Raw genomic sequence first — 15,036 nt, 5'->3', positions numbered from 1 at the left:
ATTTATATCCGATTTAAATCATTTTAATAAAATTTCTGATATTGCTCTGATCATTAAACAGAATAAAAATAAAAAAAGCATGAATCATTATACAGGGCACTGTCTTAACATGGATGAAGATAGAAAATGCAGCAAATTGAACAAGGAAACCTTAAAAAAGGTTTAAGCAACCGCCATATCCAACTGATTGCGCTAGGCGGTTCTATTGGTACAGGGCTATTTCTAGGTATTGCACAAACCATCAAACTCGCAGGTCCTTCTGTCATTCTCGGCTATGCCATTGCAGGACTGATTGCCTTTTTAATGATGCGCCAATTAGGTGAAATGATTGTTGAAGACCCTGTCAGCGGTTCATTCAGTCATTTTGCTTATAAATACTGGAGCAAATTTGCAGGCTTTATGTCTGGCTGGAATTACTGGGTATTAAACATCTTGGTCTGCATGGCGGAATTAAGCGCCATTGGCTTATATATTCATTATTGGTGGCCCGAAATTCCAACGTGGGTTTCAGCATTGGGCTTTTTTATTTTCATCAATGTCATTAATCTTTTACATGTAAAGTTATTTGGTGAAATGGAATTTTGGCTCGCAATTATTAAAGTGCTGGCGATTATTGCCATGATTGCCTTTGGCAGCTATTTATTGGCAAGCGGCAGTGGCGGCTCACAATCCAATATACAAAATTTATGGCAGTTAGGCGGATTTTTCCCAAATGGCATAATGGGATTGGTCATGGCGATGGCCATGATCATGTTTGCTTTTGGCGGGATTGAATTAGTCGGTATTGCAGCCGCAGAAACGGATAATCCGCAAAAAACACTGCCTAAAGCGATTAATCAAATTGTCTACCGCGTTTTATTATTTTATATCTTAAGCCTAGTGATTATTTTATCACTCTATCCTTGGAACCAAATGGCACAAGGCGGCAGCCCTTTCGTGCTTATTTTTGATTCTTTAGGAAGCCAAACCGTTGCGACTATTTTAAATTTTGTCGTGTTGACTGCCGCTATTTCTGTTTATAACAGCACCAACTACTGCACCAGCCGCATGTTATTAGGCCTAGCTCAGCAAGGAAATGCGCCTAAATTTTTAAGCAAAATCAACCCTCGCGGCGTTCCGGTGAATGCTGTTATGGTTTCGGCATTTTTTACCCTGCTGTGCGTATTAATCAATTACCTGTTTCCTGAAAAAGCTTTTAATCTGCTCATGATGTTAGTCGTTGCGGCGATCGTCATTAACTGGGTCGTTATCTCATATACCCATTTAAAATTTAAAAAGCAGATGATTAAAATGAATGCTGCAACTCAATTTCCAAGCATTCTCTACCCTTTTACCAACTATTTATGCATTGTATTTATGTGCGGCATTTTAGTCATTATGAGTCAAACCCCCGATATGCGCATCGCTGTATTGATGATACCTGTCTGGATTTCAGCGCTTTCTATTGCCTATTTCTTTCAAACTAGAAAAGTAATGGCCAATCAGTTGGTTTCAAAAGATAAAATGCGCTCCATCCCAAAAGCTTAATTTATGTACGATACAACCAAGGATACATTCATGTTTCAGCATGTTGATACTTATGCAGGTGATCCAATTCTTTCTTTAATGGAAGAGTTTGGCAAAGATGAACGCCAGCAGAAAGTGAATTTAAGCATTGGACTTTACTATAATGAAGACAGTATTGTTCCTCAATTAAATGCAGTTAAAACTGCGTATAAGAAAATTGAAGCAACCAATGACAAGGTAAAGCTGTATTTGCCAATGGACGGTTTAAAGTCTTATAACCAAGCCACACAAGCTTTGATTTTAGGACAAAATAGTTCAGCGCGTCATGCAGGCCGTGCGGTCACGATTCAAACTTTAGGCGGTTCTGGTGCTCTTAAAGTCGGCGCAGACTTTTTAAAGAAATATTTTCCTGAATCGGATATTTGGGTCAGCCAGCCGACTTGGGAAAATCATATTGCCATCTTTAATGGTGCAGGAATCAACTCCCACTTCTATCGTTATTTTGACGCAGCAAGCAATGGTGTCGATATTGAAGGAATGCTGCAAGATTTAGAACAGCTGCCTGCCAAAGCGATTGTTTTACTTCATCCATGCTGCCACAATCCAACAGGCGCAGACTTAACGCCTGATGAATGGGATCAAGTAATTGCAATCTTAAAACAGCGAGACCTGATTCCATTCCTCGACATTGCCTATCAAGGCTTTGGTCAAGGTTTAGAACAAGATGCCTATGCCATTCGTGCACTGGATCAATCAGGCATGAATTTTATTGTCAGCAATTCATTCTCTAAAATTTTCTCACTTTATGGCGAGCGGATTGGTGGATTGACATTTGTCTGTGACGATCAAGCCACTGCGCAAAAAGTTTTAGGCCAGCTCAAGGCAACGGTACGCCGCATCTACTCCAGCCCGCCAACAACGGGAGCTTTAATCGTAGATCAGGTGTTAAATGATGCAGCATTGACTGCAACATGGCAGGCGGAATTGCAGGAAATGCGCGAACGCATTATTCACATGCGCCAAATTTTAAATGAGAAATTAAGCCATGCAGTGCCTGAACGCGACTTTAGCTACTTGGTCAAGCAGCAAGGCATGTTTAGTTATACTGGTTTAAGCGCTGAACAAGTTGATATTTTGAAAGATCAATATGCCATTTATTTACTCCGCAGCGGCCGTATGTGTGCTGCTGGTTTAAATCTAAAGAATATTGATTATGTTGCAAATTCAATTGCGGAAGTGATTAAAGCCACGGCTTAATGAGCATCTATTGATGAATTAGGCGGTCGCACTAAATTGTCACCATTCTTAATCGACAATGGTTTTGATTACACAATGTCGAAAGAGAAAGCCTATTCAACAGATTCAAACATGCTGAGTGCAACTCACAAAGTTAAATATCTTGAATATCTGAATGATGGGATCAAAGTCATTGATCCCATCATGGACATTGCATTCTGGAAAGAAGATGTAAAAATTAACTTCAGATGATCTTAAAATAATTTTTATGACAAAACTTCTGAGATCTAGTCAAAATGGAAATTTGATATTCCTCAGCATAGTTATCTATTGGATATTCAATAAAAGATAAAATGTACCGTGAAAAATGACGATATGCCAAGACGCTATCAAGCAGCATAAAATAATAAGAGGGCTTAAATTTTTTATTTTTAATCTATTTTAGATTAGATCGGATAAAACAATAAATTGGTGCGCTCAGCGCGCACAAGAAAAATAAAATATAGTATTGATTAATAATAAAAAAATTAATTACTTAAATGAAATTACCGCAATGATTACCGCAAAAAACTTTCCGTGCTTGAATCATGAATCTGCGAGCTTCAAAAGCATCTTTTGAAAATGCCACATGTGCTCTTTTTGCTGTTAATAAAATGAAATATCTTTCTCAACACAACTCCCTACTTGTCTAAACCTAATTCGCCCCGTAGTTTTACGATCAGTATAATAGTGTCCTGACAGCTCTAACACATATTTACCATTGGTATAAACCTTACGTATATCAAAAATAGTAGAACCAATGGTTGAATTCCAATTAGGATTTCTTGGCAACGAACGATACATGTAATAAAGTTTTGGTTCGCCACCTTCAATTGTTGGGGTAGTTTCCAGTGTCAATGACTTTGAAGTTTTAGTATGAATATTAATTTGTGTTTCAAGTAAAGTTTGTCTAATCAATACGCGGACAGCTATTTGTATACCATTTTCGGTTGTAATTTCACCTGCCCATGTGCCATTCAAGTCTGGATATAGCGATGGTTTAACTATTTTCAACAATTTCCATAGAGGTCTAGCCGTTATGCTAGTTGTTAAAATAACAATTAATGTCAATGCGATCCATGGAGCTATACTTAAAATTTTTACTATCTTGAGATCATTTAACCAATAGCTTTGTACTAATTCATAGGCACCGATACTTATGATAGTTGTGATTACAGCCACATATCGCAATAGCGCTTTAAAATTAATAATCCTAAACATTTGAATCTAAACAATTAAAATCATGTAAACAACATTTTCCATTACTTTTAGCAGAAAGTAGCGCTATATATGCTTCCTGTAAAGTTGTACCGATACCAGCAGAAAAGCTCAATTCAGGCTCAGCTAAGGACTTAATAGAATCAAAGATAAATACTTTATCTATCGCAATTTGATCAATGAAACCAGCTACACCATCGGCCGCACAAAATATAATATTGAATCCCTGTTCTTTTAAAAATTTCGATATCAACAACGTTTTCTCATTAACCACGCAATTGATTCTAGAAAGTTCATGCAGGTCATTTTTTAAATATGACGATGTAATCATTTGACCAATATCATCACCATCAATTGTTATATAAATCATACATATTCACTTATCATTGTGCTCCCACATTATACTGAAAGAATAATGAAACACACTTGGTTTTACTTAACATTCCAATAACAAGCACACAACTTTTGCATGCTTTGCTCGAATGATCTTTTAAGCTATATTCTTTATAATATTAATGACATGCATTAGTTCACACGACATGGTTTATGCAAAGTTTATATCTGTTCTAAAACATCAATTTCTCGATTTATTTTCTTTCCAACCCACCAGTGAGTTCTCCCTACAATAATCAGTATTAAAGGGTCTGGTGAACATAAGTTTTTATTCCAACTATTATAATCTGTCATTGAAGGAGATGGCACATTCTCAGGATGGGTATGCCACTCACCAAGATACTGCCACGTGCCACTAGACTCACGAAATGCAGTGTTAACCTTATCTTGATGATGTTTACCAATTCGGTTTACTTCGAATCGGGTTCTAATATCGGCATCACTCGGCACAGATACTGTACGAATAACTAAATGCATCCCTCTCCGCTCGCCAATAATAACACCTGCACTCTCAGGACTATTGTTTGCTAACTGGCGGTATGAAAGTAGTGTTTCAACCACTTCTGAAAGAATAACGACTAAAGCATCATTTTTGGCCTTAAAAACTAAATCCTTACCTAACATTGCAGATATCACAGTCAGATTCCGCATGAACAAACTTTGGCCTTAAGGTTCGTCCACCCTCAAAAATATGTTCTTTGTAATTCCAAGTTCGGGTTGGTTCTAACGTTGAAAGTATTGCTTCTTGAATAAGTGCCGCCGTCATAACGCTTACGGCAGCATCATACGGTGTGTATGTGCTACCACAAGATACCTTTTTCTCATTCAACCCAGAAAATTGCTTAAAACGAAAATCATTGCCGTCGGGATAGAAAGCTGGGTTACTCCAAAGGCAGTTAATACATCCTTCGGAATAATCAATAAACACTTTTGATGCACGACCATTACCATCGTTAAATCCATGGATTAATAATGGTTTCTTCGGGCTATCTAATTTACGAAGCAAATAGGCAAGACGTTTAGCAATAGGCCCCCTGCCAGTCACATCAATAATAATGTCATAAAATGAAAGATGTTTCTCAATTAAAGGGAATTGGTAGCCAAAACCATGTATAGAAGTTTTAAGATGGGTAGATGCAATTAATCTATCTTGTAATGCAATTGCCTTATTCTTTCCAAAATCAGATGAATACAGTGTGTGTCTACCAAAGTTATGAGGGCCATAGTCATCAAAATCATACAGATGTAATGTACCATCAGCGACTCCCGCTCCTGACCTAATCAAAAGTTCAGAGGCATATCCTCCTATTGTTCCGCAACCAATTACGGCAATTCGCTTTGAGCTTAGATCACCAATATCAGGCCGAGATCTATTTCTCGAAAGAATCGTAGTCTGATCAGCCTTGGTAAATGAAACTCTTTGAAATTTATTGAAAGCATACTTACCAGATAAAACAGCTGATATTTTGGAATTCTGAATAGTTCGTCCACCTTTTTTTCCGGTCTTTTTCGTATTTGCATAAGTGGATAGTTGAACAGCCTGCTTATTCAACTCCAGCACAATGCCAAGGGTATCTTGCTTCTCAATATCAAAAAGAACCAAATGGTTCTTAAATGGATTTTGAACAAAATAGTTCGTCAAATGTGCTTTGGCATTGTGATCAACAATCGAAAGCCAATTGAATAATTCAGCGGAGTTTTTCGGTGGCCAGTTTATACCTGACAAGCGATTTGGTCTAACTTTGACAATAAAAGTATGAAGTCTCTGTGATTCAACTTCATACAAGCTACGTTGCACTAACCATTTTTGATAATCATTTTCTGTTTTGCTGTGATATAAAACAGATTCAATCGATTTAGGTTCATCTAACGACTTGTTTAAAGTCAAAGTAGAATATCTATCATGTAGGTCCTGTAAACTAGAAAGTACATATACATATCTCTCCGGTTTCCAATAGGCACTAAATTCACCCTCAAGCTCTATTCGATCTATATGACCATCATGGATTGATTTGACAGAGTTGTTCAAAGTAAATTGGATTTGATTATCTACTGTTTCATAAAGGGCAAGAAGATTATTGGGATTCCAATCTGCTTCTAACGCTTGCACATAACATAAATACCAACCATTGTTCACATGGGGTAGCAGCATATCTTCAAGATGTGCTGGTTTATCCAAAATATATGCAAGTGGTAAACTGATATAAGGATCATAAGTAAAAATCAGCGCAATCTTGAAAATACCTTCCGTAGTTTCAAAATCTTTAACATAAAATTGCTTGCTTTTAGACAAATCAGACAAGTGTTTATATGCTTTCAGATGCCGAGATTCAATATATTTATATCCACTTCTCAGCATCATGCTGTGTAATTCATTCACTCACTTACCCACTTTTCATAGTTGGGTTAATTTGAAATACTGTACTCGCTTTAGCTGCTTCATTCTCAAAAGCAGGTGCCGCTACTTGAGCAACAATTAAACTGCAATCTGTCACGCGATTACCAAAATTCAAGTTGAGAATATCAAGTGCTTTTTGCTTAGTTTCGGCAAAAAAAGCTTTTTCTAAATTTTCGACCAACACTTCCATTTGCTCAACAATTTTTTGTTGCTCCCTCGTTTGCTCGTAGAAGGGAGGGAATAATGGTCTCTCATCAGTGTCATCGGGACTCTCAACTCCATTTCGAAAAACCATAGGCAATTCTTTAGCAACAGTTAACATTGTTGTACCAAAATCTTGATAATCTACATATTTTTTATTCAGAATGCTTACTGTTGCAGCCATTAACGAAATGGATGATGGGCCACCACCAGTTTCCCATTGCGCATCGCGCCATGCCTTCAAAAAGCGACAGATTTTGCGCAAATGTTTACCAATTCTCGTGCAATTTTCTTCAAACCAATCTGAAACAACTTTAGGGTCGCTTTTCATCCACTTTTGATCATTAGCACGAATTGCTAAATTTACGCAGTCGGAGTCAAGTTTATATTTTTTATGATCCACAACTGAAATACTGTCATATGAAAAACGAGTGTTAGCAGCTGCTTTAAAAACCTGCTCTTTTTCTAAAAATTTATCTTCTGGAATTGCGTACATTGGCACATCTACATGCGCATTCAGGTATGGAATCGTGATACGCCCACATGTACGTTTCGCGTCAAATGTCCAAGTTGGATTTTCAGCGACTAGCGATTTAAGAGATGTATCCACTAAAAGTAATAGCAATTGATGCCCTATAATGGGTTTTTCGTTAAAAAATACCATTGGCAGATATGTACCATCATCAATATCCATTTCTTGAGGCGGCGTAAAATAGGGCTTATTCAATGTATTGTAGGTGAAACTACCCTGTGTCCAAAACCGTGGTGTAAGTTTCAAAAATTCAGCTTTCGCATCACTGTCAAGCTGCATGATTAACTCAGCAAATTTAACCTGATCGGAATCAGAAAGATACTTGAATTTAGTTGCAGACATTTCTTCACGTAGAGATGCAAAGCTTGTGTCTTTTTTAGAATGCTTTACTAAATTCTTTGCTTCAGCAAAAATATCTCGCGTACGCTCACGTACTCTTTGACGCAAATCTTTGAGATCGGCCGTTTCTTTATCGCTCAAGAGTAACTGTCCCATTAAACCATCTGTGCGGTTTGAATAGTAATGATGTAAATTCCAGTTCATGCCTTTTGATCCCCCAATTTAATAGATCTATTGATAAATGGTTCAGCTGTATATTCAAAAAAATCGCGCAATTCAGCTCGCTCGGTGTAGGCTTCTGCACCAAGTTTTTTGCCTAATCCAATCAGGGCATCCAAACTACTTCCCGAAGCATTATCTAAAGTAATATCGGAAGATGCTTCATTTGGAATCGTTGCATCAAGCTCAACATAATTTTCAGGAATTCCTAAAACTTTGAATTCCCTCATTAACATGAATCTTTGTAAATGCTGGTTAGCTGTCATCGTACTTAAAACTAGGCGTTCCCCCATGTTCCACAAACCATGATAGCCCTTTCCGCAATTTTGCTCTAAAACCTTCGGACTGATGCAATAGTTCTCACTTAATGTTCCCACATTCAGGATTTTTACATCTTTCGGTTGAGCATCAGGGAAGTCAGATTGCATGTCGATCAATACTTCACGGATACCAATCAAGCTTGGATTATTTGAAACTAACCCGCCATCAGCGAAATAATGGTTTAAGTCACTACAGTAATGCGGCTTAAAATAAGTTGGGGCTGCGGATGTAGCCATTGCAGCATCAATCAATTTTAGCTTACCATCTAATGTAAACATCGGGTTATGAGGGGTTTTAAAGAATTTCGGTAGCCCCGTTGATAAGTTTACAGACGTAACCATGACTCGACGTTGTAGATCATTGAATCGCATGTCTTCCGGAATCATGCTAGTCACCGCTTCTTTCAACGGTTCACTATTATAAATAGGGCGAAAAAGTGTTAATAGCTTTTTCCACTTGAATAGATGTAATGGAAAAATACTTTGAGCATTTTCTTTAAAAGTATCTCGTAAATCTCGCGCACTTTGACCACTTGCTAAACCAAGGGCTAAAATCCCACCAATAGATGTACCAGTGATCAAATCAAAATACTCACCAATCTTTACATCTGTTCGCTTTTCGCGCTCTTCAATAATATCTTCAAGCTCAGCCAAAAGACTAATGGTAAATAACCCACGTACACCACCACCATTCAAACTTAGAATCTTTATATCTCGTTTGTTTTCAGTCGCTTCCAAAATGTACTCATCTTTTTATGTTTACTACTAGATTGTGATTAAATAAAAGATTTCAAGCAATCAAAATGATTAAAAAAGCGACATATCCTGTCGCATTAAAACTACCTCATGGTAAAATAGCGTGATGTAGTTTCTAATCCCGATTTTATATATAAGAGATACAACTTTTAGAGCAACTCCAAGCTCTCATCACACTACTTCTAAACTTGCGTTGTCACAGCTCTGTCTTGTCAAAATCTCAAATTAAATAGCATAAAAAAATCAGATTCTTAATATATCAACAACCAATTTCAAAGCTGAAGATTGCTGTCTGCGATGAGGATAATAAAGATGGTAACCTGAAAACTGGATACTATATTCTTCTAAGACCTGAATTAAATCGCCTTGCTGGATCTCTTTTTCTACCATATCTTTAGGAATATAAGCGAGTCCCATACCTGATTTGACAGCTTGAGCAATATCAAAACTTTCATTAAATACCCATTGGGGATTAATTTTAACTTTAAATTCCTGTCTTTCTTTTTCAAACTCCCATGCATAGATTCCGCCTTGGGTCATTAATCTAAAACCAATACATTGATGTTGATCTAAATCCTTGGGGATCTGAGGGATGCTGTAACGCTGAAAATAATCAGGTGTTGCAACCACAGCCATTTTGACATCGTCTCCAATTCTCACAGCAACCATACCATCAGCCACCCGACTGCCGAACCTAACACCTGCATCAAAATGTTCAGCAACGATATCCACCATGCCGCTATTGGCACTAAACTCAACTTCAACATCAGGATAAAGATGGGCAATTTTTACCAATTTTGGAATCAGGATATGCTGTATGGCGTGGCTGCTGGCATTAATTCTAACTCTACCTGCTGGCGTATCTCGAAACGTATTTAATAATGTCAGTTCATTATCAATCTGGTCAAAACTAACACTAACGGTTTGTCTTAAACGCTCACCCGCTTCGGTGGGTGAAATGCTACGAGTAGTTCGATTTAACAATAAGATGCCTAAACGCTCCTCAAGGCCACGAATGCTATGGCTGAGTGCTGATTGTGAAACACCTAGTTTGCCTGCCGCCTTAGTAAAACTTCCCTCTCGTGTAACCATGAGAAAAGCATGCAGGTCATTATAGTTCTCTCTGCTAATCAAGGTGCGAACTCCTATTGCTCAATATCAGCCATTATCTTTATTACACGTTAGTCATTGTACCGTGTCTACTATTAATGAAGTCTATTCATAACTCTATTCTATTTTAGGTCCTTATTCTTATTTTCTATTCCTATACTGATGCATTTAGAAATTACTGGATAAGCTTCAATGAAAAAGGTCATTTTGATTGGTGCAAGTGGACACACATTTCAACGGATTATTTCCCCGACTACTTGAGCAGGATGATGTTCAGCTCACGCTATTCTCACGTAAACGAAAACAATTCTATCCATTAGAGAATAAGCGTGTATACCTATTTGAAGGTAATGCAAACAATGTAGAGGACTTGAAAAAAGCTATCGAAGGACAGGACATCGTCATTAGTACAATGAGCGATATGGATTTGGATATTAAAACTAATAATATCGTGAGAACCATGCAGGAACTTGGTGTACAACGCTTCATCACTATTAGTGCAGGTGGTATCTATAAAGAGCTACTCCAAGCATTTAATGAATGAGATAAACAAATGGTCGTTGTACTCGTCCAGTCAACTTGAGAACCGCAGAGATAATTGAGCGATCATCACTGCATTACATTATTTTACGACCTGTCTGGCTCACAGATAAAAATGTTGAAGATTATGAGCTCACTCAAAAAGGAGAAATGTTTAAGGGCACAGAAACCTCTCGTGCAAGTCTTGGACGTTTTATCGCTGAAATTGTAGAAAATCCTCAACTATATATCGGGGAAAATATAGGAATTAGCCAACCAAATACAGACGATGAAAAGCCAGCTGCCTACCGCTAAAATACTTTAGAACACTCCTTAACCTACATTTAGGCTGCCCATAGTGGCAGCCTAAATGATTATTGATGAATTTAAATTATAAATCACTCCTTAAAATATCAATTGTCATGCCACTTTCAACTGTGAAACCCATAGTGTTAAAGCAGCAGAAGTAATTAAAAGTATTGCACTAACAGCAAAGGTCGTCTGATAGCCACTATGATCAAATAGCAAGCCACCAACAGTTGAACCCAATGCAATACATAGTTGAACAATTGCGACAAATAAGCCCCCACCTGCTTCAGCATTATTCGGAAAAGTCTGGGCAATCCAGCTCCACCAGCCCACAGGTGCAGAAGTCCCGAGCAAGCCCCATAAACCCAACATCACAATGACTAAAACGGTCCATGTTCCAAAGCCAATCAGTGTGAATGCTATTGCTGCCATGAGAAGCGGAATAGCAATTAAAGTCCCATAGAAATGACGTTTTAATGCAAAACCAATCAGCAAAGTACCAACAAAGCCCATAACCCCAATGACAAACAGGGTAAAAGATAAAGTGGATACACTGGTCTGAGTCACCGTTTCCAGAAATGGACGGATATAGGTATAAAGTGAGAACTGTCCCATAAACAGTAGACCTGTTGCCAACATGCCAACCAATACAATAGGCTGACGTAACAAATTAAGTATCCCTGCTGATGAATCGGAAGTAGAGGCTTTGTTTTTTAATGATGGTAGGCTGATCCATTGCCAGAAAAAGGCAAGTACTGCAACAGGTACCAAACAGAAGAAAGCGCCGCGCCAGCCAATCATTGCACCTAAATAGCTACCTAAAGGCGGTGCCACTACAGTTGCCAAGGCATTACCACTGTTAAAGATTGCCAAGGCTCGCGGCACTTGGGCTGTCGGTACAAGACGAATCGCCGTTGCTGCCGACATCGACCAGAAACCACCCACAACCGCACCAATTAAAGCCCGACCAAACATGTAGACCCAGTAATTTGGAGCAAGCGCAACTACTGCTCCTGAAACCGCCATTAATGCGGTCAAGGAAAGCAGCAGGGTTTTACGGTTGATACTGCCTGCCAGACGTGAAATCGATAGACTGGTAATAACCGCAAATGCACCTGAAATAGCAATACCATATCCAGCTAAACCTTTAGTAACGCTTAAATCCTTGGCAATCGGTGTTAGTAAACTGACGGGCATAAATTCGGAGGCGATCAATGCAAATACACACAAGGTCATGGCAAATACGCCACTCCAGTATGCAGGCTGCTGCTCTATCTCGGAAGATTGATGTGCAGGTGTCATAGGCTCTCTCTATAAAAATCAGAAAGTCATGATAAAGATACCGCACCTCCTGAATAAGTACCTTTCCATGAATAGAGTTATGAGGCTAATTCATCAATCAGGATTTAATAAAGCAGTTTCTCCAGAATAAAAATTATTTTAGCCCCGAATTTATGAATGATACTCATAGGACTATCCCGTTTTCAGGGGCTAATCCTTAACCACCTTCACCTTTATACTGATTATCGAATCATCTCAGCAGACGAGTGTGGTTCATGCTGACGTTTAAAACGTTAACTGCCCACCTGATCGGAGAGAACAACATGATGCAAGAAATTAAACATGACTTTTCGGTTGTCGGTGGCATTGCTCTACTTGTCCTGATACTTGGAAACAGTGCTTGTACAGAAGCAAAGACTAACGCAGGCCAACCTGCTTCAAAAAAGGTTTCCAGTACGAATATTCGTTTTGAAATTGAAGGCTCAGCTCAGCCTGTATTTGTTCGTTTAAAAGATTCACCTACTACACAAGATTTTATCAGGCAGCTTCCTCTTACTTTAGAACTGACCGATTATGCGGTAACAGAAAAAATTGCCTATCTGCCTAAAAAATTGACTTCACAGGGAGCACCAAATGGGCACTCAGCCAAAGCGGGTGATATTGCCTACTATGCGCCTTGGGGAAATCTCGCCGTCTTTTACAAAGACTTTGATGGTGTTGCCAACAGCCTCATTTATCTGGGCAAATTCGATACTTTGCCAAAAGCATTTTCAGGTAATAAGCCCTTTAAGGTCACGATCTCAATCGATTCAAAATGACAGGAATGAACCCTATGTATCATTACACATCAATAACATCACATCGTTTTATAAAAAAAACTTTTGCTATTCTTACCCTGAGTATTGGAGCCTTAGCTATGAACCAAGCCACATTGGCTAATCAGGACTTAAAACTCACCACTAAATGGGACAAGACCTTTGTTCAAAGTAACAAAGTCGAGCATCAAAAAGTGACGTTTAAAAACCGTTATGGCATTACCCTAGCTGCTGATCTGTATATACCTAGAAATGCTAAAAGCAGACTTCCAGCTATCGTGGTTGGCGGACCGTTTGGTGCAGTAAAAGAGCAATCATCTGGACTCTATGCACAAACTATGGCAGAACGTGGCTTTGTCACTTTAGCATTTGATCCATCTTATACAGGTGAAAGTGGTGGTGAACCCCGTAATATTGCTTCACCAGATATTAATACTGAAGATTTTAGTGCAGCTGTAGACTTTATCGGACTTCAACCCAATGTTGATCAAACCCGTATTGGAATGATCGGAATCTGTGGTTGGGGCGGTATGGCACTCAATGCGACGGCCGTAGATAAGCGAGTAAAAGCTGTTGTTACAAGCACGATGTACGATATGACCCGAGTAATGTCTAAAGGATATAATGATAGTGCTACACCAGAACAACGTAACAAAACGCTGGAACAGCTCAGTGCTCAGCGTTGGATCGATGCAAAAAATGGAAAGCCTGTTTATCAATCTGCTTACAATAAATTAAGTGGCGGTGAAGCACAGTTCTTAGTTGACTATAATGACTACTACATGACGCCTCGTGGCTATCATCCTCGTGCAGTCAATTCAGGCAATGCATGGTCAATGACGACACCAATTTCATTTATGAATATGCCAATTTTGACGTACATTAAAGAAATTTCACCTCGCCCTATTCTCTTTATTCATGGTGAAAAAGCACATTCACGCTATTTTAGTGAAACAGCTTATGAGGCGGCAGCCCAACCAAAAGAACTCTATATTGTTCCTAATGCCAATCATGTTGATCTGTATGACCGTGTTGACATCATTCCATTTGATAAGATGATCAACTTCTTTAATCAAAACTTAAAGTAAATATGATTTTAGCCAAGTTGAGAGGACTCACTCAACTTGGCTTTTTAACGATGTATTTAGGTGTTTCCCCCGGTCATGATGAAGCAAAGATATAAAGTTGCTCTCACCATATTCATTTTCGCAATATAATTTTCTATGTAAAATATTTCAACGTACTTAGAGCTTTTCACCCTTTTATAGGTCAGCTATAAATTCTGTCAAAGAAACAGAGAAGAAGTAACCTTATCTGCTTCTAGATAATTTAAGCAACATTTTGATTAACTTTTATCTCTTCCAATGCTTTTACCAATTTAGTTAAGTTTTGCTCTGGATCTAACCACCAATCTACCGTCAAAACCGATAAAACGCCCCAGCCTAGTCCATTTAAAGCAGTTGGTCTCAACTGAGTGCTGTAGCTGCTTTAGCATAGTTTTCACCATCTACTATAATACTGCAATATAACTACCCGAACTTAAATCATCCTTAATCGCTAAATCTACACAACTATCTTTCTGACCTATTCCAAGGTCCACACTCCAGCCTTGTTCTTGCAACTTAGTTTGTAGGTATCATACGAATTCTTTTTTAGTTTGCTGTTTACTTTGATTCACATAATTTAAATGCAACTGACCACTTCGAGCAAAAATGAGGAAGTCAAATCAGTGGATAGACAAAGGTGTTATTCAACACCTTGATAAATTGTGTAATCACTTCAAACACAGTAAAGACAATTTGCTAAAAGGTGCATTGATATCTATTCATAACCTCTATGAATCTA

General features: G+C 38.3%; 14 protein-coding genes and 2 pseudogenes. 7 read left to right on the top strand and 9 right to left on the bottom strand.

Annotated features, from left to right (window positions below; translation table 11 throughout):
* Positions 1–126: 126 nt before the first annotated feature.
* The 3 genes and pseudogenes from F994_RS15535 to F994_RS17300 all read left to right on the top strand — a co-directional run.
* Entirely contained in the window at positions 127–1,527 is a 1,401-nt protein-coding gene (locus F994_RS15535; protein ID WP_004651548.1) for an amino acid permease, read from the top strand.
* A gap of 30 nt (positions 1,528–1,557) precedes the next feature.
* Entirely contained in the window at positions 1,558–2,763 is a 1,206-nt protein-coding gene (locus F994_RS15530) for an amino acid aminotransferase (protein ID WP_004651547.1), read from the top strand.
* Between the two features lie 9 nt (positions 2,764–2,772).
* A pseudogene (locus F994_RS17300) lies at positions 2,773–2,982 on the top strand (argininosuccinate synthase); the annotation flags it as partial.
* A gap of 405 nt (positions 2,983–3,387) precedes the next feature.
* Here F994_RS17300 and F994_RS15525 read toward each other — a convergent pair.
* From F994_RS15525 to F994_RS15495, 7 genes are all read right to left on the bottom strand, one after another.
* The gene (locus tag F994_RS15525) at positions 3,388–4,002 is read right to left on the bottom strand and encodes a Cap15 family cyclic dinucleotide receptor domain-containing protein (protein WP_004651546.1); all 615 of its coding nucleotides are present in this window, start codon (positions 4,000–4,002) and stop codon (positions 3,388–3,390) included.
* Positions 3,995–4,369: a mCpol domain-containing protein gene (locus F994_RS15520; RefSeq protein WP_004651545.1), complete on the bottom strand. Its 375-nt coding sequence runs from the start codon at positions 4,367–4,369 to the stop codon at positions 3,995–3,997. The genes F994_RS15525 and F994_RS15520 overlap by 8 nt, the downstream gene beginning before the upstream one ends.
* A 185-nt stretch (positions 4,370–4,554) precedes the next feature.
* Positions 4,555–5,016 (bottom strand): CBASS system CD-NTase/cGAS isopeptidase Cap3, encoded by a 462-nt coding sequence (gene cap3 / locus F994_RS15515; protein WP_034697295.1) that lies wholly within the window; start codon positions 5,014–5,016, stop codon positions 4,555–4,557.
* On the bottom strand, positions 5,006–6,772 hold the full coding sequence (locus tag F994_RS15510) for an E2/UBC family protein (RefSeq protein WP_228128061.1): 1,767 nt from the start codon (positions 6,770–6,772) through the stop codon (positions 5,006–5,008). Before F994_RS15510 ends, cap3 begins: the two co-directional genes overlap by 11 nt.
* Positions 6,773–6,776: 4 nt before the next feature.
* A complete protein-coding gene (locus tag F994_RS15505; protein ID WP_004651542.1) occupies positions 6,777–8,066 on the bottom strand; it encodes a CBASS cGAMP synthase in 1,290 nt (429 codons plus the stop codon).
* Positions 8,063–9,139, bottom strand: a complete 1,077-nt coding sequence (locus tag F994_RS15500) for a CBASS cGAMP-activated phospholipase (protein WP_004651541.1) — start codon at positions 9,137–9,139, stop codon at positions 8,063–8,065. Before F994_RS15500 ends, F994_RS15505 begins: the two co-directional genes overlap by 4 nt.
* 261 nt (positions 9,140–9,400) lie before the next feature.
* Complete coding sequence (locus tag F994_RS15495; protein ID WP_004651539.1) at positions 9,401–10,291, bottom strand: LysR family transcriptional regulator; 891 nt, start codon at positions 10,289–10,291, stop codon at positions 9,401–9,403.
* Positions 10,292–10,487: 196 nt separating this feature from the next.
* Between F994_RS15495 and F994_RS17970 the strand changes: the two genes are divergently transcribed.
* Both F994_RS17970 and F994_RS17965 read left to right on the top strand, forming a co-directional pair.
* Positions 10,488–10,811 (top strand): NAD(P)H-binding protein, encoded by a 324-nt coding sequence (locus F994_RS17970; RefSeq protein WP_265586618.1) that lies wholly within the window; start codon positions 10,488–10,490, stop codon positions 10,809–10,811.
* A gap of 35 nt (positions 10,812–10,846) precedes the next feature.
* Positions 10,847–11,101, top strand: coding sequence for an NAD(P)H-binding protein (locus F994_RS17965; RefSeq protein WP_004651537.1), 255 nt, complete (start codon positions 10,847–10,849; stop codon positions 11,099–11,101).
* A 105-nt stretch (positions 11,102–11,206) separates the two neighbouring features.
* Here F994_RS17965 and F994_RS15485 read toward each other — a convergent pair whose 3' ends face one another.
* Complete coding sequence (locus F994_RS15485) at positions 11,207–12,397, bottom strand: MFS transporter (RefSeq protein WP_004651536.1); 1,191 nt, start codon at positions 12,395–12,397, stop codon at positions 11,207–11,209.
* A 302-nt stretch (positions 12,398–12,699) separates the two neighbouring features.
* On the opposite strand from F994_RS15485, the gene F994_RS15480 reads away from it, so the two are divergent.
* A complete protein-coding gene (locus tag F994_RS15480; RefSeq protein WP_004651535.1) occupies positions 12,700–13,194 on the top strand; it encodes a cyclophilin-like fold protein in 495 nt (164 codons plus the stop codon).
* Between the two features lie 98 nt (positions 13,195–13,292).
* Positions 13,293–14,279: an alpha/beta hydrolase gene (locus F994_RS15475; protein ID WP_228128060.1), complete on the top strand. Its 987-nt coding sequence runs from the start codon at positions 13,293–13,295 to the stop codon at positions 14,277–14,279.
* Between the two features lie 241 nt (positions 14,280–14,520).
* On the opposite strand, the pseudogene F994_RS17895 reads toward F994_RS15475, so the two are convergent.
* Positions 14,521–14,914 (bottom strand): annotated as a pseudogene (locus tag F994_RS17895) (hypothetical protein); the annotation flags it as partial.
* Positions 14,915–15,036: the final 122 nt, after the last annotated feature.

This window comes from Acinetobacter bohemicus ANC 3994, assembly GCF_000367925.1.
In the GTDB taxonomy this organism is placed as follows: domain Bacteria; phylum Pseudomonadota; class Gammaproteobacteria; order Pseudomonadales; family Moraxellaceae; genus Acinetobacter; species Acinetobacter bohemicus.
The sequence above is the reverse complement of the archived record's forward strand: the minus strand, read 5'-3'. Positions and strand labels throughout refer to the sequence as shown.

What these genes read in the sequence shown, in the direction of transcription:
- F994_RS15535 (WP_004651548.1), top strand. Translation starts at nt 127, where the DNA reads ATGCAGCAAATTGAACAAGGAAACCTTAAAAAAGGTTTAAGCAACCGC.
- F994_RS15530 (WP_004651547.1), top strand. Translation starts at nt 1,558, where the DNA reads ATGTTTCAGCATGTTGATACTTATGCAGGTGATCCAATTCTTTCTTTA.
- F994_RS15525 (WP_004651546.1), bottom strand. Translation starts at nt 4,002, where the DNA reads ATGTTTAGGATTATTAATTTTAAAGCGCTATTGCGATATGTGGCTGTA.
- F994_RS15520 (WP_004651545.1), bottom strand. Translation starts at nt 4,369, where the DNA reads ATGATTTATATAACAATTGATGGTGATGATATTGGTCAAATGATTACA.
- cap3 (WP_034697295.1), bottom strand. Translation starts at nt 5,016, where the DNA reads ATGTTAGGTAAGGATTTAGTTTTTAAGGCCAAAAATGATGCTTTAGTC.
- F994_RS15505 (WP_004651542.1), bottom strand. Translation starts at nt 8,066, where the DNA reads ATGAACTGGAATTTACATCATTACTATTCAAACCGCACAGATGGTTTA.
- F994_RS15485 (WP_004651536.1), bottom strand. Translation starts at nt 12,397, where the DNA reads ATGACACCTGCACATCAATCTTCCGAGATAGAGCAGCAGCCTGCATAC.
- F994_RS15480 (WP_004651535.1), top strand. Translation starts at nt 12,700, where the DNA reads ATGATGCAAGAAATTAAACATGACTTTTCGGTTGTCGGTGGCATTGCT.
- F994_RS15475 (WP_228128060.1), top strand. Translation starts at nt 13,293, where the DNA reads ATGAACCAAGCCACATTGGCTAATCAGGACTTAAAACTCACCACTAAA.